We start from the raw sequence: 19,113 nt of genomic DNA, 5'->3' as shown, positions 1-19,113 counted from the left end.
ACGACATGGTGCGGAGCGCGGCATGAGATTCGAGATCAGCAAGGTGCTGGACGCCATCGAGGGACGGGTCTGCACCGACCCGTTGCTGGCGCGGGCCGTGGTCGACCTGGCCGAGGTGATCCGCTGGCAGAACCTGGACGGCGGGCGGCCGGCCAGCCTGCTGCGGCTCGGGATGGTGATCGACGCGTTGTCCCGGCAGATCGGCGAGGACAGCGTCCAGGTCTACGCGATCGTGCACCGGGCGCTGCTGTCCGACGCCGACCTGACCTCCAACGAGCGGATGGTGGTCCGCCGCTGGGCCGACGACGGCCTGGTGGAGGTGCTCGACCAGCCCGGCGACCGGATGCTGGAGGTGGCCGACCTGCTCGGCCTGCCGGTGCTCACCCGCGCCCGGCTGGACGGGGTCATCGGCCGTTACCCGTGGGTCGGCCAGGCCGGCCGGGTGCTCGCGCCGGTGCCCGGCGCCGGCGGGCCGGTGTTCATCGCGCACGTCGGCGGCGGCCAGGACCCGGTCACCGGCACCCGCTCGCCGGCCGGCGTCAAGCTGCTCTCCCGGCAGTGGCGCTGCCCCGAGCCGGGCTGCGCGCTGTTCGGTGGCGGCGGGGGTGGCGGCGCCTTCGCCGACCTGGCCGCGATCGACCGGGCCCCGTCCGAGCAGCCGCCGCCCACGTTGCGCACCGGCGCGCCGACCTGCCCCCGGCACGGCAGCCGCCTCTCCGACGCCGGGCAGCGCCCGCGCAGCGAGGTGCTGGCGGTGCGGATCGGCGGGTTGGTGCGGAAACGGTTCGTGCTCAGCGAGGCCGAGCCGGTGGCGGTCGGCCGGGCCCCGGACGGCCCGGGCAACGTGACGCTCGGCCAGTGGCTCAACGACGAGGCCCGCCGCTGGATCAGCCGCAGCCACGTCCGGTTCGACCTGGGGCGCGGTGGCGAGGTGGTGGTCACCGACACCAGCACCAACGGCTCCGGCGTCCGGCCGGGCGGGTCGATGGTCGAGACGGAGCGGATCCCGCTGCCGCCCCAGCAGTCCCGGGCGTTGGGCGAGGGCGACCTGATCGAGCTGTACCCGGGCGTGCAGATCGGGCGGGCCGCCGAGACGGCCAGCGACGCGACGTACACGCCGAACTCGGTGATGGCCGAGGCGCCGACCATGGCGATGCGGCTGCCGCGTCCCTGACCCACGAACGCGAAGGGCGCCGGGACCGTCGTGGTCCCGGCGCCCTTCTTCGCGTACGCCGTCAGCCGGCCAGCACGGCGGCGAGCTGCGCCACCGCGTGGTCGATCTCGTCGGCGGTGATCACCAGCGGCGGGGCGAGCCGGATGGTCGAGCCGTGGGTGTCCTTGGCCAGCACCCCGCGCTCCATCAGCCGCTCGCACGCCTGCCGGCCGCTCATCAGCGCCGGGTCGATGTCGACGCCGGCCCAGAGACCGCGCACCCGGACGGCGACCAGACCCTTGCCGAGCAGCGCCTCCAGGCCGGCCTTCAGCCGCTCGCCCAGCTCGGCCGAGCGGCGCTGGAACTCGCCGGTGGCGAGCAGCCGGACCACCTCGGTGGCGACCGCGCAGGCCAGCGGGTTGCCGCCGAACGTGGAGCCGTGCTGACCCGGCTGGAGCACACCCAGCACGTCGGCGTTCGCGGCCACCGCGGAGACCGGCACGATGCCGCCGCCGAGCGCCTTGCCCAGCAGGTACATGTCCGGGACGACGCCCTCCAGGTCGCAGGCGAACGTGGCGCCGGTGCGCCCCAGCCCGGACTGGATCTCGTCGGCGATGAACAGCACGTTGCGCTCGGTGCAGACCTCGCGGACGCCGGGCAGGTAGCCCTCCGGCGGCACCACGACGCCCTGCTCGCCCTGGATCGGCTCCAGCAGCACGGCCACCGTGTTCTCGTCGATCGCCGCGCTCAGCGCGGCCAGGTCGCCGTAGGGGACCACGGTGAAGCCCGGCGTGTACGGCCCGAAGCCGGCCCGCGCGTCCTCGTCGGTGGAGAAGCTGACGATGGTGGTCGTCCGGCCGTGGAAGTTGCCCTCCGCCACCACGATGTTGGCCTGGCCCGGCGTGACGCCCTTGACCTGGTAACCCCACTTGCGGGCCACCTTGATGCCGGTCTCCACCGCCTCGGCGCCGGTGTTCATCGGCAGCACCAGATCCTTGCGGCAGAGCGCGGCCAGCTCCCGGCAGAAGTCGGCGAACTGGTCGTGGATGAACGCGCGGCTGGTCAGCGTGAGCCGGTCGAGCTGGGCGTGCGCCGCCTCGATCAGCTTCGGGTGCCGGTGGCCGAAGTTCAGCGCCGAGTAGCCGGCCAGGCAGTCCAGGTAGCGGCGGCCGTCCACGTCGGTCAGCCAGGCGCCCTCCGCCGAGGAGATCACCACGGGCAGCGGGTGGTAGTTGTGCGCCGTGTGGCGCTCCGCGTCCCGGACCGCGGAGGGTGTCCGCAGCATGTCGTCGATGATCACTTGATCGCCTTTCCCTGACGGAGTCGCAACGTGCAGCACTTCGGTCCGCCGCCGGCCTTGCGAAGCTCGGACAGGTCGATCCCGATGGTCTCGTAGCCCCGGTCGCGCAGCTTCGCGGCCAGGTCGGTGGCCTGCGCCGGCAGCACCACGTGGCGGCCGTCGCTGACCGCGTTCAGGCCCAGCACCTCGGCGTCGGCCATGGTCGCGTGGATCGCGTCCGGGAAGAGCCGGCGCAGCACCGCCTGGCTGCCCGGCGAGAACGCCTCCGGCAGGTACGCCACGGTCCGCTCGTCGAGCACGGTCAGCGCGGTGTCCAGGTGGTAGAAGCGGGCGTCCACCAACTGCATGGTGACCACCGGGTAGCCGAAGACCTCCTGGAGCTGCGCGTGCGACGCGTGCGCGGTGCGGAACCCGGTGCCGGCGAGCAGGTGGTCGCCGACCAGCAGGACGTCGCCCTCGCCCTCGTTGAGGTGCTTCGGGTCGTACATCTCGAAGCCGGCGGCCTCGAACCAGGCCCGGTACGCGGGCGCCTCGTCGGCGCGCTGCGGGTCGCGGAACTGCACCGCCATGGCCTTGTCGTCGATCACGGTGCCGCCGTTGGCCGCGAACACCATGTCCGGCAGGCCGGCGACCGGGTCGATCAGCTCGACCTCGTGGCCCAGGTCGAGGTACGTCTGGTGGAGCTGCTCCCACTGCCGGATCGCCAGGTCGGCGTCGACCGGGGCGGTGGGGTCCATCCACGGGTTGATCGCGTAGTCGACGGCGAAGTACGTCGGCCGGCACATCAGAAAGCGCTGGCGGGTAACGTCCATCGTCATGTGGTGCTCCCAGGGTCGGGCGCGCCCGGCCACGGTCGGCCCACGGGCTGGCGCCGTGGGTCAACCGTATGCGGCCCGGTGCGTCGACTTCCACCACGAAACCGTGCGTCGAGCAGCTAATCGTTGCGTCTAGCGGCGCTTCATCGGCTGATTGTTGCGTCCACGCGCTTCCCGACCGTGAAAACACTTCGGGGGGCGGCGAATCGCCGCCCCCCGAAAGGGTGTTGCCCTGCCGGTGAACCACCGGAGCTGCCCGGTGAACCACCGGAGCTTTGTCGGGCTGCCGGTCGCTGCCGGCGATCGGGATAGTGCCCTCAGAATCGATCGACAAACTGTGAATCAAGCCACTCGCGGAACCGGCCGACCCACTCGCCGTCCGTGGTCGGCCAGTCGAACTGGCCGGTCATCGCCACGATGCCGAGCACCACGGCGGCCAGGCCGACCAGGATGCCGATCAGCGCGTCGGTCTTCCCGGCCACGTGCCGGCGTCGGGTGGCGATCAGACCCAGCACCGCGAGCACCGCGCCGACCGCGCCGAGCCCGATGCCGTAGCCGGCCAGCGTGCCGGAGAGCACGAAGAGCGCGCCGACCACGGACACGATCAGACCGAGCGTGGCGAGCATGCTGGCCCGCGGCTTCTTCGTCAGCTCCGGATCGATTTCCCGGTCGGGACGGCCGTCGCCGTCCAGGTCCACGGGACGGTCCGGGCGGCCGTCCCGATCCAGGTCGACGGCACGGTCCGGGCGACCGTCGCCGTCCACGTCGACGGCACGGTCGGGGCGGCCGTCCCCGTTCAGGTCGACGGTCTGCTCCCGGGTGGGTTCCGGGTCGACGGTCCGCGTGCTCCGACCCAGCGGCCGGCTGGTCGCCGCCCGGGCCGAGGCGGCCCGCTGCGCCGCCCGCCGCTCCGCCTCACCGGTGCGGGGCGCGGTCTCGACGCGTGCGGCGTCGGTGACCGGTCCGGGGCCGGTGACCGGTCCGGCGTCGGCGGCCGGTCCGGCGTCGGCGACCGGTCCGGTGTCGGCGGCCCGCTCCGCCTCGGTGGCGGTCGCGCCGCTGCGGTACGTGGTCCGTGCCGCGTCGCGGTCGGTCACCACCGGTCGGCCGGCAGTTTCGTCCGCGACCGGGGTTCCGTCGGCGGCCGGGATCTCGTCGCGGGCGTCCACGACGCCGTCGCCGTTCACATCGGTACTGCGCGCCGGAGAGTTCCGGCGGGACAAGATGTTCACCTTGGTACCTCCTGATGCAGGCGCGGAGGCCGCGCATGACAGGAAGGAGGTACCCAGGCGTGCGCAAATCGACACCCGACGACGGAACCGGGCCCCACCCCGGCCGGCGTCGTGCCGGCCGGGGCGGGCCCGGTCACCGTCACGCGGGCGTCGTCGTCAGGACTGGGTGCGCGACCACTGCTGGTTGGTGCCCCCGCCGCAGGTGAGCTGCTGGACGTCCGCGCCGTCGCCGGTGCCGGCGTTGACCACGTCCAGGCACTTGCCGCTGTGCCGGGCCCGGAGCTGGAACCAGCCGCCGACCGCGGCCCACTGCCACTGCTGGTTCGCGCCGCCGCCGCAGGTGTACTGGATGATGTTCGCGCCGTCGGCGGTGGACGCGTCGGCGACGTCGAGACACTTGCCGCTGTTGGCGTTCACCAGGCGGAACCAGCCGCCGCCGGCGTCCTGGAACTCCCACCGCTGGTTCCCGCCGCCGTTCCACGCCCACTGCTTGACCTCGGCGTTGTTCGCGGTGGAGTTGCCGATCACGTCCAGCACCCGACCGCTGTGCCGGGCGGTGACCCGGTACGAGACCGGCGTGTCGCCGGTGACCGTCCCCGCGGCCGTGTCGATGGTGACCGACGGGTACCAGGTCAGGCTCATGCTGGTGCTGGTCGGGAAGGAGATCGGCAGCCACACGTACTGCGAGTCGTTGACCGGCCCGCCCCACGCCCCCGCCCACCGGTCACCCAGGTAGAGGTAGCTGGTGGTGGCGGTGCCCTGGATGGGCAGCACGAAGGCGGGCTGGGAGTTGAACGTGGTGCCGTTGCCCACGTCGGTCCAGCCGCTCCACGGACCGGAGATGCTCGGCGCGGTGGCGTACCGGGCCTGGTTCGGGCTCCAGCCCGTCGCGGCGGAGGTCAGCAGGAAGTACGTGCCGCCCCGTTTGAACATCGCGGGCGCCTCGCGGGTCGCGCCGGCCCAGAAGTTGCCCACCAGACTCGCGACGTTGAGGTAGTCCGAGGTGAGCCGGTAGATGTGCAGGTCGCGGTTCTCGTTCGCGGCCGAGATCATGTACGCCGTGCCGTTGTCGTTGTAGAGCGTGATGTCCCGGGACATGTGCTGCCCGAGCGGCCGGAAACTGCCGTGGTACGTGTAGGTGCCGTCCACCGTGGCCGACGACGCGACGGCGGCCCGCGCCTCGGTGTAGTCGGACCCGTTCTCCTTGTGCATCCACATCACGAACCGGCCGGTGCCGGCGTTGTAGATGACCTTCGGCCGTTCGATGTTGGCCCGCTGGAGTTCGGTCGCCGACGCCTGGGTCAGCACGTTGTTGCGGAACTCCCAGGTGCGCAGGTCGGTGGAGCGGTAAACGGAGACCGCCCGGAACGTGTTGTCCGGGTTCCGGTTCTCGCCGAACCAGTAGTAGTAGTTGTCGACCTTGAGGACGCCGCCGCCGTGGGCGTGCACCACCGCGCCGCTCGTGTCGGTGAACTGCGTGCCGTTGGCGACCGTCACCGGCGCCGCCTGCGCGCCCGTGGCCGGGCCGACGAGCACCGCCGCGACGGCCACGGTGAGCGCCGCCAGGGCCGCTCCGAGTCGTCCGCCCCGGCTCGTCCGGTCGTTCCGCCCGTGGCGGACCGCCCGATCCGTCGACCGCATGCCGGTCACCGACCGCAGACCGGCGAGATGCCGGCGGACGCGCTGCTGGCGGCCACCAGCACGCCGAACGTGGTCGAGCCGCCCGGCGCCAGCGTCCCGTTCCAGGAGGCGTTGCGGACCGTGACGTTCTCGCCGACGCGTTCCGCCACCCCGCCCCAGATCGACTCGATGCGCTCGTCGCCGGTCCACCGCCACGAGACGACCCAGCCGCTGGTGGACTGGGTCCCGGTGTTGCGCACGGTGACCGTGGCGATGAAGCCGCCGTACCACCGGCTGTCGATGGTGGTCGTCGCGGTGCACGTCGACGCCGGCTGCGTCCGCGCCGGCCCACCGATGATGTACGGGTCGCGGGTGCCGTGGGTGTCGCTGAACCGGAACCAGTAGTCGGTGTCGGGCGTCAGCCCGTTGATGACCACCGTCCCGTACCGCTCCGGCCCGGAGACGGCCTCGGCCGCCGGGTTGCGCCAACCGGTGGCGTCCTCGCGGCTGGTGAAGAGCGTGACGACCATCGGCGGGTCGTAGCCGCAGGGCGGGCTGAGCAGCATCGAGTAGGTGATGGTGAGACTGGTGGCGGTGGTGCCGGTCACCTGTCCGCTGACCGGCAGCGCCGGCGGGCACGCCACCGTCGGAGTGGGCGCGGGCGTCGTCATGGCGGAGGCGGGTGGCCGGGCGGCGCCGGTCGAGGCGGCCAGGCCGGTCAGCGTGAGGGCGGCGGCCAGAGCCGCGCCGAGGGTACGAATCATCTGCGCTCCTGAGCTGAGCTGCGGCCCCCGTGGCGCGGTCGGCGGTGGTGGCGTTCAACCGGCCCGGCGGCGCGACGGTGGCACGGCGGACTGCCGGAGAGGACTGCCCGGCGCCGGGTGGCGCACCACCCCGCGCGTCACTCTCCTGCTGGATCGAGCGGCTCGCACCGGCTCCCGAGCGCGACCGGAGCCAGTCTGGCATTCGACAGACGTCGATTCAATGGCGTCCCGTGCCGTGGTCGCGGCTGCGAGGAGTGTGGACTAGTCGGGCGCGATGCCGTGGGAGCGGAGGATCTGCCGCACGCGCTCGCGGGGTGCTGCGGTACCGCCTGGCCCACCTGCTCGACCTGGCGGCGGTCAGCCGGCAGCGGTGAGCACCGCTGACTACGCTTGGCACCTGTGCCAGAGGGACACTCCATCCACCGACTCGCCGCGCGTCACGCCGAGCTGTTCGCCGGCGACAAGGTGCACGCCGACAGCCCGCAGGGGCGCTTCGCCGAGGGCGCGGCCCGGCTCACCGGCACCGTCCTGGACGGCACCGAGGCGTACGGCAAGCACCTGCTACACCACTACGTTGGCGAGTTGACGCTGCACGTGCACCTCGGGCTGTACGGCAGGTTCGCCGACGGGCCGGGGGAGCCGCCGGCCCCGGTCGGCCAGCTCCGGCTACGCCTGCACAGCGACCGCAACTGGTTGGAGCTGCGCGGCCCCGCCGCCTGCGAGCTGCTCACCCCGCCCGAGGTGGCGGCGCTGCGCGGCCGGCTCGGCCCGGACCCGCTGCGCGCCGACGCCGACCCGGACCGGGCGTACGCGCGGATCCGGCGCAGCCCCACCCCGCTCGCCGCGTTGCTGCTGGACCAGTCCGTGGTGGCCGGCACCGGGCTGATCTTCGTGACCGAGGCGCTGTTCCGCGCCGGGCTGCCGCCGCTGTTGCCCGGACGGGAGCTGACCCCGGCCGGCTGGGCGGAACTCTGGGCGGACCTGGTCATGCTGATGACCCGCGCGGTCGGGCGCGGCCGGATCGACACCGTGCGCGACGCGGACCTGCCGGAGGCCACCGGGCGGGCGCCGCGCGTCGACCGGCACGGCGGCGAGGTGTACGTCTACCGCCGCCCGGGCGAGCCCTGCCACGTCTGCGGCACCCCGGTGAGCCGGGGCACGCTTGCCGGTCGCAACCTCTACTGGTGCCCCACCTGCCAGGCCGGCTGAGCCACGTCTCGTTCCAGGCTGGGTCATGTCTCGTCGAGCAGCCAGCGGGCCGCCTCGATGTTGCCGGGGAAGACCTGGTCGCCGCCGACGCTCCAGGCCAGCGTCTGGCCGATCGCCCAGCCGCGGACCCGGGCCCGGTCCAGGCCCAGCTCGGCGCTGAGCCGGTCGAGCCGGTGCCGCACCGCCGCCGGGGAGTGCCCCAGCTCGGCGCCCCGGACCAGCGGCACCACCGCGAACTCCCGCTCACCGACGAGCGGCTTCGGGTCGATGACCAGCCACGGCTCGCGGCCGGCCGCCAGCACGTTGCCGGCGTGCAGATCCTGGTTGACCAGCACCTGTTCGCCCTGGTCCGGAGCCAGCTCGGCGAGCAGTCCGAGGGCGGCGTCGAGCAGCCGCCGCTCGTACGGCCGGTTGGTCCGCCGCCAGTTGGCCGGCATCCGCTCGGCCCAGCCGGCCGCCTCCTCGGCGAGCGGCGTGAAGGGTGGGCCGGCCGGCACCGCGAGCCGGGGCAGCAGGCGGACCGCGGCGTCGAGCGCGGCGTCGAGCGCCAGCGTGTGCAGCGGTACGCCCGGGTCGCAGCGCTCGACCAGCAGCGCGCGGCGGTCGGCGTCGTGGGCGAGCAGCCGGATCGCGCCCCGGCCGGCCCAGTGTGCCAGCGCGGCGCCCTCGTGGACGCTGTCGTCGTCCGGGTACTGGAGTTTCAGCACCGCCCGCGTGCCGTCCGGCAGCTCGGCCGGCAGGGCCAGCGAGGCGAACGCGTACGCGAACGGCGGCCCGACGGCCGTCAGCTCCCACCGCGCCACGCACTCCGCCAATCGATCCGGCAGCGCCGCCAGCCAGGCCCGCCCGAGCGGCGTCCGCTCGGTCCACCGCAACCCTTCCGGGATCTCCCACCGCATCCGGCCATCCTGCCCCGAGCCCGGCCGTCGATGTGGGTGCACTTGTCGTCGGGGCGACCACAAGTGCACCCAAAGGTCAGGGGCGCCAACCGGCGGCGGTCAGGGCGGCGCGGAGCTGGGCGGCCACCTCGACCGGACGGTGCCGCACGTCGAACGCGGTGAAGCGCAGGATGCGGTCGCCCTCGATCCAGACGCGGTTCTGCCGGCGCAGGTCCGCCGCCCAGTGCCGGACGTCCATGTGGTGCGCGCCGTCCACCTCCACGTGCAGCCGCCAGCGCCGCCAGTACGCGTCCAGGTAGCGCTGCCGGCCGTCCGCGTCCCGGCGGTGCTCCTGTCCCTCGGGCACGGGGAGGCCGTGGCGGCGGCAGAGTCGTACCAGGTCGATCTCGGACAGCGCCTCCGCGCCGCCGGCCACGTCGTGCAGCGTCTGCCGGATCAGGCGGCGCCGTCGCGCCCGGGGCAGCCGGTCCAGCACCGCGCCCAGCTCCGCCGGGGTGGTCCGCCGCTGCTGGCAGCCGGCCGCCACGATCGCCTGCGCCTCGTCGTCGGTGCCGGCCCAGCCCGCCGCGTCCACCAGCGAGCGGGCCATGCTGGTACGCGGCGGTCGGCCCGGCCGGCGGTCGGCGGGGGACAGGTGACGGGCCCGGTGGACCCGCACCGCCGGCAGGCCCGGCGGCAGCCGGCGCAGCAGGTCGGCCGCCCGGCGGTCGTGCGGCACCAGGACGTCGAGCGCGTCGTACCGCCAGGTGCCGCGCAGGCCGCCGGCCCGCGCGGCGGCCAGCCCGGCGAGCACCGCGCCGTCGCCCGCCGCCAGCACCGCGATCCACCACTGCTGCTCCCGGGTGTACGGCCCGCCCGGCGCGGCGCACACGATGCCCCGGCACACCCGGTGCCAGCGACCGCACGCCACCAGGTGTCGCACCCGGCCCGGCGTCAACACCTCCGTCGCCTGGCCCGGGTGAGCACCCCGGACTGCCCGAGCAGCAACCACTCCAGCCGTGACGCGTCGTCCCCGGATGCCCGCACCCGCCGATCCCACCGCGCCCCGGTGCCACGCGTCCGCCCCGTAACGGCGGAAGGCGTCAAGAAGGGGCCCCGCCTATACGGAAAGCGAGAAGGGGGCCCCTCCTTACGTCGCGGCGAGGGCGTCGACGGCCTTGCGGGCGGCGATCAGCACCGGATCCCAGACCGGGGCGTACGGGGGCGCGTAACCGAGGTCGAGCGCGGTCATCTCGTCCACCGTCATGCCGTTCCACAGCGCCACGGCCAACGCGTCGATCCGCTTGGCCGCCTCGGTCCAGCCGACGATCTGCGCCCCGAGCAGCCGTCCGCTGGGCCGTTCGGCGATCAGTTTCACGGTCATCTTCTGCGCGCCCGGGTAGTAGCCGGCCCGGTTCGTCGACTCGGCCGTCACCGTGACGAACTCGAACCCGGACTCGGTCGCGTCCCGCTCGCGCAGGCCGGTGCGCCCGACCTCCAACTCGCAGACCTTGGTGACGGCGGTGCCGATCACGCCGGGGAACGTGGCGTACCCGCCGCCGATGTTGATCCCGGCGACCCGGCCCTGCTTGTTGGCGTGCGTGCCGAGCGGGACGTGCACCGGCATGCCGCTGACCCGGTGCAGGCTCTCCACGCAGTCGCCGGCCGCCCACACGCCGGGCACGCCGGGCACCCGCATCCGGCGGTCCACCCGGATCGCGCCGGACGGCCCGAGCGGCAGGCCGGCGGCCTCGGCGAGCCGGGTGTTGGGGCGTACGCCGAGACCCAGCACCACGACGTCGGCCGGGATCGGCCCCTCGTCGGTGACCACCGCGGCGATCCGGCCGTCCCGTTCCTCCAGACCGGTGACGGTCAGCCCGGTGCGGATGCCGATGCCGACCCGGCGCATCGCCTCGGCGACCAGCTCGCCCATGTCCGGGTCCACGGTCGCCATCGGCTGCGCGGCCTGCTCGACCAGGTGGACCGTGAGCCCGCGCTGCACCAGCGCCTCGGCCATCTCGACGCCGACGTAGCCGCCGCCGACCACCACCGCGTGCCGCGGCCGGGGCTCGCGTTCGAGCCAGTCGAGCAGCGCGGCGCCGTCGTCGAGCGTCTGCACGCCGAACACGCCGGCCACGTCGTCGCGGGCCCACTCCGGCTGCACCGGGGTGGCGCCGGTGGCGTACACCAGGGTGTCGAAGCCGGCGCGGACCTCGCCGCCGCCGTCGAGGTCCCGGGCGACCACCTCGCGGCGGTCCAGGTCGATGGCGGTGACCTCGTGCCGGGTCCGGACGTCGATGTCGAAGTCGTCGCGGAACGCGGCCGGGGTGCGGGCGACGAGCTGGTCGCGTTCCGGCACCAGGCCGCTGACCCAGTACGGGATGCCGCAGGCCGAGTAGGACGTGAAGTGTCCCCGCTCGAACGCGACGATCTCCAGGTCCGCCCGGTCGCGGCGACGCCGCGCCTGGGAGGCCGCCGACATGCCGGCGGCGTCCCCGCCGACGACGATCATCCGCTCCGCCACGCCGCTCATCCTGTCACGCCCCGACCGGGCCGCGGGGCGGCTCAACCACGGGTCTGCCGGGCCACGTCCGCGACCACGTCGACCAGCTTGCCGGTCTTGGCGAACACCGCCCGCTGCCGGGCCGCGCCGCTGCCGTGCCGGCGCAGCCCGTCCAGCAGCTCGGTCACCCGGTCGAGGTCGCCGTGCCGCTCCAGCTCCGGGCGGAGCCGGTCGACGAGTCGCTCCAGCAGCTCCCAGGCCGGGCGCAGCTCGCCGTCGGTCAGGTCGACGCCCTGGCCCTCCAGCCCGTCGTGGGCGGCCCGCCAGTGCGCGGCGACCAGCAGGTGGTGGTCGGTGTTGACGGCCCGCCGGCCGGCCGCGATGTCGGCGAGCGCGGTCGCGACCAGGCCCCGGACCAGCGCCGCCACCAGCACCGCGTCGTCCACCGACGGGCAGACGTCGCCGATCCTGAGCTCCACGGTCGGGTACTTGGCGGAGAGCCGGGCGTACCAGTAGAGCATTCCCTCGTCGAGCATCACGCCGCTGGCGATGAGCTGCCGGATCAGCCGCTGGTAGTGCTCGTGCGACTCCAGGTAGGGCGTGGGCGCCACGGACGGCCAGCGTTCCCACTCGATCGAGCGCCAGCTCGCGTACCCGGTGTCCTCGCCCCGGGAGAACGGGGAGTTGGTGGTGACCGCCTGGAGGATCGGCAGCCAGGGCCGGACGTGGTTGAGCACCTGCACGCCGGTGTCCGGGTCCGGCACGCCGACGTGCACGTGCATGCCGTTGTTGCCCGGACCGGGCACCAGCAGGCGGAACCGTTCGATCATCCGGTCGAAGCGCGGCTTGTCCACCACCGCCGGCACCGGTCCGTCGACCGGCCCGGTGCCGATCGCCAGCAGGCGTACGCCGGCCCGCTCGGCCGCGTCGGCCAGCTCGGCGCGGAGCACGCCCAGCGAGTGCCGGATCGAGGACAGCTCCAGCCCCGGCGGGCTGCCGATCTCGATCTGGCTGGTCTGGAACTCGCGTTCCACCTGCCCGCGCAGCTCGGCCGGCACCTGCTCCATCACCAGATCGACGGCGGGCACGGCGGTTCCGGTGTGTGGATCGGCGAGCAGGAACTCCTCCTCCACGCCGACCGTCAGCAGGTCCGTCCCGCCCTCGGCGGCGTGCCGTTCCTGCTCCGCCACTGAGCCGCTCATCGCCACCACCGTCTCTCTCCGACCGGCCGCGACACCGTGCCGCGTGGTCGACGCCCTGTTACCCACCGTGTCGATGCCCGGAAACGCGTCGGACGGCGTGTCGGCCCGATCCGCCCGGTCGGTCGTGCGCCGCCCGGCCCCGGAGGGCCGTCGGGTGACGGGACGCGGGACTACGATGAGCCGGCCCGGCGGGCGGTCGCCGGGCCGGAGGAGGTCGTGGTGACTCCGAACGGCACGTCGCGCACGGTGACCGGCGTTCGCGCCCAGGTCCCGCGCGGCTTCGCGATCCTGCTCGCGGTGATCGCGGCGGTGTGCGCGCTGGCGGCGCTGAGCAGCGCGGTGGCCGCCGACGTCCAACCGGTCCGCACCGCGATCGACGCGTTGCTGGTCCCCGCGCCGGCGAACCTCGCGTACGCGGTCTTCCTCGGCGTCCTGGCCGCCGCCGCGCGGCGGCGCAAGCGGCTGGCCTGGTGGGTGCTGCTGGTCTACTTCAGTCTCACGCTGGTGGTCGGGGCCACCGCCGGTGGGCTGCTGCTGATGGTGGGCGCCAACGAGCTGAACCACGCCGCCGGTCAGCGTCTCTTCGGCACGCTGGAGACGATCGGCGTCTGGGTCGGCATCGCGTTCGCCGCCGCCGCGGTGGCGCTGCTGGTGGCCGCGCGGCGGGAGTTCTACGCCCGGGTCCGGCCCGGCAGCACCTGGCGCGCGCTGGGTGTGCTCGCCGGCCTGGCCGCCGTCTTCGTCGGCCTGGGCTATCTGCTGCTCCTGGTCGAGCCGGGCAGCCTGCACACCTGGTCGGACCGACTGGGCTACGCGGTGGAGAAGGTCTTCGGTGGCGCGATCACGCTGGACCTGACCCGTCGGGGGCAGGCGCCCGGCTGGGTCAACCTGCTGCTCGGCGCGTTCGGCGCGACGGCGTTCCTGGCCGCGCTGTTCACGCTGGTCCGCTCGCAGCGGGCCAACGCGGTGCTGCACGCCGGTGAGGAGGAGCGGATCCGGGAGCTGCTGGCCCGGCACGGCGAACGGGACTCGCTCGGTTACTTCGCCACCCGGCGGGACAAGGCGGCCGTCTTCTCGGCCAGCGGCAAGGCCGCGCTCACCTACCGGGTGGTCAACGGCGTCAGCCTGGCCAGTGGCGACCCGGTCGGCGACCCGGAGGCGTGGGGGCCGGCCATCGAGGCGTGGCTGGAGCACTCCCGGGCGTACGCGTGGACGCCGGCGGTGCTCGGCGCCAGCGAGGCCGGCGCGCGGGCGTACCGCCGGCACGGTCTGAAGGTGCTCCAGCTCGGCGACGAGGCGATCCTGCACACCCGGGAGTTCGACCTGGACGGCCGGGACATGCGGCCGGTCCGGCAGGCGGTGCACCGGGTCGAGCGGGCCGGCTACACCGCCCGGGTCCGCCGCCACGCCGAGATCCCGCCGGAGGAACTGGCCGAGGTGGCCGGGCTGGCCACCGCGTGGCGGGACACCGGCCACGAGCGCGGCTTCTCGATGGCGTTGGGCCGGCTCGGCGACCCGGCCGACGGTGACTGCGTGCTGGTCGAGGCGTGCGACGGCGCGGGCCGGGTGCGCGGGTTGCTCTCGTTCAGCCCGTGGGGCACGCACGGCGTCTCGCTGGACCTGATGCGCCGGGACCGCGCCGCCGAGAACGGCGTCACCGAGTTCATGGTGGCCGCGCTGCTGGCCGCCGGCCCGCGCCTCGGCGTCGACCGGGTGTCGCTCAACTTCGCCGCGTTCCGGTCGGTGTTCGAGCAGGGCGCGCGGATCGGCGCCGGTCCGATCATCCGGGCCTGGCGGCACACGCTGCTCTTCTTCTCCCGCTGGTGGCAGTTGGAGTCGCTCTACCTCTCCAACGCGAAGTACCAACCGCACTGGACGCCGCGTTACCTCTGCTTCGCCGAGCGCCGGGAGCTGGCCCGGGTGGGTCTCGCGGCGGTCGCCGCGGAGGGCTTCCTGGCCCTGCCGGGTGGGCGGCCCACGCCGCTGCACGGGGTGCCGCCGGCCGGCGGCGGGATCGGCTACGTGCCACCGGCCGCCGCGGCGGTCCGGGCCGTCCCGCCGGAGCCGCCCGCCGCGCGCCGGCCGGAGCAGATCCGGGTACGCGTGGCGAAGCTCGACCGGCTGCGGGCTGCCGGCGTCGACCCGTACCCGGTGGGCTATCCGCGCACCGCGACCTGCGCGGCGGTGCGGGACCGGCACGCCGGGCTGGCCCCGGACACCGGCGCCGGCGAGACGGTGGCGGTGGCCGGCCGGGTGCTGCTGGTCCGCGACCACGGGCGGGTCCTGTTCGCCACGATCCGGGACGGCAGCGGCGATCTTCAGGTGCTGCTGGAGCACGACCTGGAGCGGTGGCGGTCGACCGTCGACATCGGTGACCACGTGGGCGCCACCGGCGAGGTGTACGCGACCCGACGTGGCGAGGTGTCGGTGCGGGTGGCCGGCTGGGAGCTGACCGCCAAGTGCCTGCGCCCGCTGCCGGACAAGCACCACGGGCTGGCCGATCCGGAGGCCCGGGTCCGGCAGCGCTACCTGGACCTGGCGTTGGACCCGGCGGCCCGGGAGATGGTGCGGGCCCGGAGCGCGACGCTGCACAGCCTGCGCGCCGGGCTGGCCGGGCGGGACTTCCTGGAGGTGGAGACGCCGATCCTGCAACGGGTGCACGGTGGCGCGAACGCCCGCCCGTTCGTCACCCACATCAACGCGTACGACCTGCGGTTGAGTCTGCGGATCGCGCCGGAGCTGTATCTGAAGCGGCTCGCCGTGGGCGGCATCGAGCGGGTCTACGAGTTGGGCCGGGCGTTCCGCAACGAGGGCGTGGACGCCACCCACAATCCCGAGTTCACCGTGCTGGAGGCATACCAGGCGTACGCCGACTACCAGGACATGCGGGTGCTGGCCCGGGAGCTGGTCGTGGCGGCGGCGACCGCGGTGCACGGTGCGCCGGTGGCCCGCCGGCCCGGCGGCGAGCTGGTCGACCTGGGCGGCGAGTGGCGGGCGGTCACGGTGCACGAGGCGGTCTCGGCGGCGCTGGGCGAGGAGGTCACCGCCGACACCGAGCTGGCCGCGTTGCGCAAGCTGGCCGACGCGGCCGGGGTGCCGTTCGATCCGCGCTGGTCGGCCGGCGCGGTGCTGCTGGAGCTGTACGAGCGGCTGGTCGAGGCGCGAACCGAGGCGCCGACGTTCTATCTCGACTTCCCGACCGAGGTGTCGCCGTTGACCCGGCAGCACCGGCGTGATCCCCGGTTGGCCGAGCGCTGGGACCTGGTGGCGTACGGGATGGAGCTGGGCACGGCGTACTCCGAGCTGATCGATCCGACCGAGCAGCGGCGGCGGCTCACCGCGCAGTCGTTGCAGGCGGCCGGCGGCGATCCGGAGGCGATGGAGCTGGACGAGGACTTCCTCACCGCGTTGGAGTACGCGATGCCGCCGACCGGTGGGCTGGGGCTCGGCGTGGACCGCCTGGTGATGCTGCTGACCGGCCGTTCGATCCGGGAGACGTTGCCCTTCCCGCTGGTCCGCGAGTCGTCCTGACCGTCACCGGCACCGGCATTCATTGAAGATTGTTGACAAATGCGGGGGCGGGCGCGTACAAATCGCTCTCAGAGAGCGCTCTCCGCCCCGTCCCCGCAGAGAGGCACCCCGATGAACCCGATTCCGGCGGCCCCGGCCGCCCCCACCACCGTGCCCCGGTCCCGCCGCCGGCTCGTGCTGGCCGCGACCGTGGTCGCCGCCACCACCGCGCTCGCCGGCGTCCAGATGACCGCCCAGGCGGCCGTGCCGTCCCCACCCGCCGGGTGGAACCTGGTGTGGAGCGACGACTTCACCGGCGCGGCCGGCACGCTGCCCTCGTCCGCCAACTGGATCGTCGACACCGGCACCAGCTACCCGGGCGGCCCGGCCAACTGGGGCACCGGCGAGATCCAGACCTACACCTCCAGCACCGCCAACCTGTCCCAGGACGGCGCCGGCAACCTGCGCATCACCCCGCTGAAGGACAGTGCCGGGCGCTGGACCTCGGCCCGGATCGAGACGGTACGCAGCAACTTCAAGCCGGCGAGCGGCGGCGTGCTGGCGATCGAGGGTCGCATCCAGATGCCCAACGTCACCGGCGCGGCGGCGGCCGGCTACTGGCCGGCGTTCTGGGCGCTCGGCTCGCCCTACCGGGGCAACTACCAGAACTGGCCCGGCATCGGCGAGTTCGACGTGATGGAGAACGTCAACGGGATCAACTCGGTCTGGGGCGTGCTGCACTGCGGCGTCGCGCCGGGCGGCCCGTGCGACGAGTTCAACGGCCGGGGCGCGTCCCGGGCCTGCCCCGGGAGCACCTGCCAGTCGGCGTTCCACACCTACCGGTTCGAGTGGGACACCTCGGTGAGCCCGCAGCAACTGCGCTGGTACGTCGACGGCCAGCAGTTCCACACCGTCACCCAGACCCAGGTCGGTGAGCCGTACTGGACCCAGATGACCAGTCACGCCGGCTACTTCCTGCTGCTCAACGTGGCGATGGGCGGCGGCTTCCCGAACGGCGTCGCCGGCTCCGCCACGCCGACCGCGTCGACCGTGTCCGGCCGGCCGATGCTCGTCGACTACGTGGCGGTCTACTCCCGGAGCGGCGGGAGCAACCCGTCGCCGACGCCGACCACGCCGCCGCCGGGCGGCGTGCGGGACGCGTACGCGACCATCCAGGCCGAGTCGTTCAACGCGCAGAACGGCGTGCAGGTGGAGACGTGTGCCGAGGGCGGGCAGGACATCGGTTTCCTGGCCAACGGTGACTGGGCCCGCTACGACAACGTCGACTTCGGCTCCACGCCGCCACGGGACTTCGTGGCCCGGGTCGCGTCCGGCGCGGCGGCCGGGGTGAGCGGCCTGGTGGAGGTGCGGGTGGACAGCCCGACCGCGACGCCGATCGGGAGCTTCGCGGTCGGCAACACCGGCGGCTGGCAGACCTGGACCTCGGTGCCCGGCAACGTGGGCGCCGTGACCGGCCGGCACACCGTCTATCTCACGTTCAGCAGCGGCCAGCCGTCGGACTTCGTCAACGTCAACTGGTTCACGTTCCGCCGCTGATCGGGCCCGGCGGTCAGCGCCCGGCGGTCACCGACTGCCGGGCGCGCCGCCGGCGCACCTTCTTCACCGCCCAGCTCACGATCATCACGCCGAAGACCGCGAAGATCGCGTAGTTGAACCACTGGCTGTAGCGGTCGACGTCCTCCCAGCGCGAGCCGAGCAGGAAGCCGGCACCCACGATGAGCGTGTTCCACACCCCGCTGCCGAGCGTGGTGAGCAGGATGAACTCGCCCAGCGGCATGCGGTTCGCGCCGGCCGGGATCGACACCAGGCTGCGCACCACCGGCACCACCCGGCCGATCAGCACCGCCCACCGGCCGTGCCGCTCGAACCAGCGGTCCGCCTTCTCCAGGTCCTCCAGGTCGACCAGCGGGATGTGGTCGAGCCACCGCTTGAGCCGGTCCTCGCCGAGCGCCGCGCCGAGCCAGTAGAGCACCAGCGCGCCGAGCAGCGAGCCGGCGGTCGCGGCCAGCACGATCACCACCACGTTGAACCGGCCCTCGGCGGACAGGTAGCCCGCCATCGCCAGCACGATCTCGCTCGGGATCGGCGGGATGATGCTCTCCAGCGCCACGAGCAGCGCCACGCCGACCGCGCCCCACGCGTCGATCACGCTCGCCACCCACCCGGTCAGCCCGGTGAACTGGTTCGGATCGACGTTCTGGGCGAGGGCCATGGCGGTCCTTCCACACGGGTGCCGGAGATCCGGGGGTAGTACCCGGGTGAGTCCTGCTCACACCCGCCGGTGACCGGGCTAACCCTCCGGGTGCAGCGCCTCGTCCGCCGGCCCCCGCCGCCAGCCGGTGAAGCGGACCAGCAGGCCGCCGTGGCTGGGCGAGCAGCAGTACGGCCCGGCCGTCGCCGACGCCGCCGGGTCGAGCGGCGCGACCCGCACCAGCCGCCACGGCTCGCCGTCGACCCGGGCGCGGACCGTCAACGCGTCGCCGGCCCGGCTCACCCGGACCGTCACCTCCCGCCCCGACCACTCCGGCACCGGCGCCACCGACCAGTCGGAGAACTCGTCGGTCACCACGGCGCCGACCTGCGGCACGCCGTCGCTCACCTCGACCCCGGCCTTCGTCCACCGCCGCTCGTCCACCCGCACCAGCACGCCGGCCTGGTCGAACTGCGCGGCGTAGTCGAGCCGGAACGACACCTCCACGGCGGTGTCCCCGGCGAACGGCGCGAGCAGCGCCGAACCGTCGTCGTGCACGAAGCCGTAGCTGGTGCGTCGCCAGAAGTCACTGCCCCCGCGCGGCTCGACAAGCAGCCCGCCGTCGACCGCCTCGGTCCGCTCCGGCGGGTTGAGCCACGTGCCGCCGGACCAGTCGGTGCCCGATGCGTCCTCGCCCATGGGGGCACGGTACCGG

The 19,113-nt window shown here is 74.0% G+C and carries 15 protein-coding genes; 4 read left to right on the top strand and 11 right to left on the bottom strand.

The window, feature by feature from the left end; all coding sequences use genetic code 11:
* Nucleotides 1–22: 22 nt before the first annotated feature.
* Complete coding sequence (locus tag ACIA6B_RS28150) at nucleotides 23–1,174, top strand: FHA domain-containing protein (RefSeq protein ID WP_396777866.1); 1,152 nt, start codon at nucleotides 23–25, stop codon at nucleotides 1,172–1,174.
* A 61-nt stretch (nucleotides 1,175–1,235) separates the two neighbouring features.
* Here ACIA6B_RS28150 and rocD read toward each other — a convergent pair whose 3' ends face one another.
* The 5 genes from rocD to ACIA6B_RS28125 all read right to left on the bottom strand — a co-directional run bounded on the left by rocD (nucleotide 1,236) and on the right by ACIA6B_RS28125 (nucleotide 6,884).
* Nucleotides 1,236–2,450: an ornithine--oxo-acid transaminase gene (gene rocD, locus ACIA6B_RS28145; RefSeq protein ID WP_396777997.1), complete on the bottom strand. Its 1,215-nt coding sequence runs from the start codon at nucleotides 2,448–2,450 to the stop codon at nucleotides 1,236–1,238.
* Entirely contained in the window at nucleotides 2,450–3,265 is an 816-nt protein-coding gene (gene ddaH, locus ACIA6B_RS28140; RefSeq protein WP_281938580.1) for a dimethylargininase, read from the bottom strand. Before ddaH ends, rocD begins: the two co-directional genes overlap by 1 nt.
* A 320-nt stretch (nucleotides 3,266–3,585) precedes the next feature.
* Nucleotides 3,586–4,455, bottom strand: coding sequence for a thrombospondin (locus tag ACIA6B_RS28135; protein WP_396777864.1), 870 nt, complete (start codon nucleotides 4,453–4,455; stop codon nucleotides 3,586–3,588).
* A gap of 201 nt (nucleotides 4,456–4,656) precedes the next feature.
* Complete coding sequence (locus ACIA6B_RS28130; RefSeq protein ID WP_396777862.1) at nucleotides 4,657–6,141, bottom strand: RICIN domain-containing protein; 1,485 nt, start codon at nucleotides 6,139–6,141, stop codon at nucleotides 4,657–4,659.
* A 5-nt stretch (nucleotides 6,142–6,146) separates the two neighbouring features.
* Nucleotides 6,147–6,884 carry a cellulose binding domain-containing protein gene (locus ACIA6B_RS28125; RefSeq protein WP_396777860.1) on the bottom strand — a complete coding sequence of 246 codons (738 nt, stop codon included), beginning with the start codon at nucleotides 6,882–6,884 and terminating at the stop codon, nucleotides 6,147–6,149.
* Nucleotides 6,885–7,283: 399 nt separating this feature from the next.
* On the opposite strand from ACIA6B_RS28125, the gene ACIA6B_RS28120 reads away from it, so the two are divergent.
* Entirely contained in the window at nucleotides 7,284–8,093 is an 810-nt protein-coding gene (locus ACIA6B_RS28120; protein ID WP_396777858.1) for an Fpg/Nei family DNA glycosylase, read from the top strand.
* A 23-nt stretch (nucleotides 8,094–8,116) separates the two neighbouring features.
* Here the strand turns inward: ACIA6B_RS28120 and ACIA6B_RS28115 are convergent, their stop codons facing one another.
* From ACIA6B_RS28115 to ACIA6B_RS28100, 4 genes are all read right to left on the bottom strand, one after another.
* The gene (locus ACIA6B_RS28115) at nucleotides 8,117–8,992 is read right to left on the bottom strand and encodes an aminoglycoside phosphotransferase family protein (protein ID WP_396777857.1); all 876 of its coding nucleotides are present in this window, start codon (nucleotides 8,990–8,992) and stop codon (nucleotides 8,117–8,119) included.
* 76 nt (nucleotides 8,993–9,068) lie between these two features.
* Nucleotides 9,069–9,914, bottom strand: coding sequence for an endonuclease domain-containing protein (locus ACIA6B_RS28110; RefSeq protein WP_396777855.1), 846 nt, complete (start codon nucleotides 9,912–9,914; stop codon nucleotides 9,069–9,071).
* A 207-nt stretch (nucleotides 9,915–10,121) separates the two neighbouring features.
* A complete protein-coding gene (locus tag ACIA6B_RS28105) occupies nucleotides 10,122–11,495 on the bottom strand; it encodes an FAD-dependent oxidoreductase (protein WP_396777853.1) in 1,374 nt (457 codons plus the stop codon).
* 41 nt (nucleotides 11,496–11,536) lie between these two features.
* On the bottom strand, nucleotides 11,537–12,685 hold the full coding sequence (locus ACIA6B_RS28100) for a glutamate--cysteine ligase (protein ID WP_396777851.1): 1,149 nt from the start codon (nucleotides 12,683–12,685) through the stop codon (nucleotides 11,537–11,539).
* Between the two features lie 210 nt (nucleotides 12,686–12,895).
* Here ACIA6B_RS28100 and lysX point away from each other — a divergent pair, with 210 nt between their 5' ends.
* The gene (gene lysX / locus ACIA6B_RS28095) at nucleotides 12,896–16,207 is read left to right on the top strand and encodes a bifunctional lysylphosphatidylglycerol synthetase/lysine--tRNA ligase LysX (protein ID WP_396777849.1); all 3,312 of its coding nucleotides are present in this window, start codon (nucleotides 12,896–12,898) and stop codon (nucleotides 16,205–16,207) included.
* Between the two features lie 111 nt (nucleotides 16,208–16,318).
* Nucleotides 16,319–17,743: a carbohydrate-binding protein gene (locus ACIA6B_RS28090; protein WP_396777847.1), complete on the top strand. Its 1,425-nt coding sequence runs from the start codon at nucleotides 16,319–16,321 to the stop codon at nucleotides 17,741–17,743.
* A 13-nt stretch (nucleotides 17,744–17,756) separates the two neighbouring features.
* On the opposite strand, the gene ACIA6B_RS28085 is transcribed toward ACIA6B_RS28090, so the two are convergent.
* Together ACIA6B_RS28085 and ACIA6B_RS28080 are read right to left on the bottom strand one after the other, a co-directional pair.
* Nucleotides 17,757–18,419, bottom strand: a complete 663-nt coding sequence (locus ACIA6B_RS28085; RefSeq protein WP_396777845.1) for a DedA family protein — start codon at nucleotides 18,417–18,419, stop codon at nucleotides 17,757–17,759.
* Nucleotides 18,420–18,497: 78 nt separating this feature from the next.
* Nucleotides 18,498–19,097, bottom strand: a complete 600-nt coding sequence (locus ACIA6B_RS28080) for a DUF1349 domain-containing protein (RefSeq protein WP_396777843.1) — start codon at nucleotides 19,095–19,097, stop codon at nucleotides 18,498–18,500.
* Between the last annotated feature and the right edge of the window lie 16 nt (nucleotides 19,098–19,113).

The sequence above is a fragment of the Micromonospora sp. NPDC051141 genome, from assembly GCF_044455765.1.
Taxonomy (GTDB): domain Bacteria; phylum Actinomycetota; class Actinomycetes; order Mycobacteriales; family Micromonosporaceae; genus Micromonospora.
The sequence above is the reverse complement of the archived record's forward strand: the minus strand, read 5'-3'. Positions and strand labels throughout refer to the sequence as shown.

What these genes read in the sequence shown, in the direction of transcription:
- ACIA6B_RS28150 (WP_396777866.1), top strand. Translation starts at nt 23, where the DNA reads ATGAGATTCGAGATCAGCAAGGTGCTGGACGCCATCGAGGGACGGGTC.
- ddaH (WP_281938580.1), bottom strand. Translation starts at nt 3,265, where the DNA reads ATGGACGTTACCCGCCAGCGCTTTCTGATGTGCCGGCCGACGTACTTC.
- ACIA6B_RS28130 (WP_396777862.1), bottom strand. Translation starts at nt 6,141, where the DNA reads ATGCGGTCGACGGATCGGGCGGTCCGCCACGGGCGGAACGACCGGACG.
- ACIA6B_RS28125 (WP_396777860.1), bottom strand. Translation starts at nt 6,884, where the DNA reads ATGATTCGTACCCTCGGCGCGGCTCTGGCCGCCGCCCTCACGCTGACC.
- ACIA6B_RS28115 (WP_396777857.1), bottom strand. Translation starts at nt 8,992, where the DNA reads ATGCGGTGGGAGATCCCGGAAGGGTTGCGGTGGACCGAGCGGACGCCG.
- ACIA6B_RS28090 (WP_396777847.1), top strand. Translation starts at nt 16,319, where the DNA reads ATGAACCCGATTCCGGCGGCCCCGGCCGCCCCCACCACCGTGCCCCGG.
- ACIA6B_RS28085 (WP_396777845.1), bottom strand. Translation starts at nt 18,419, where the DNA reads ATGGCCCTCGCCCAGAACGTCGATCCGAACCAGTTCACCGGGCTGACC.
- ACIA6B_RS28080 (WP_396777843.1), bottom strand. Translation starts at nt 19,097, where the DNA reads ATGGGCGAGGACGCATCGGGCACCGACTGGTCCGGCGGCACGTGGCTC.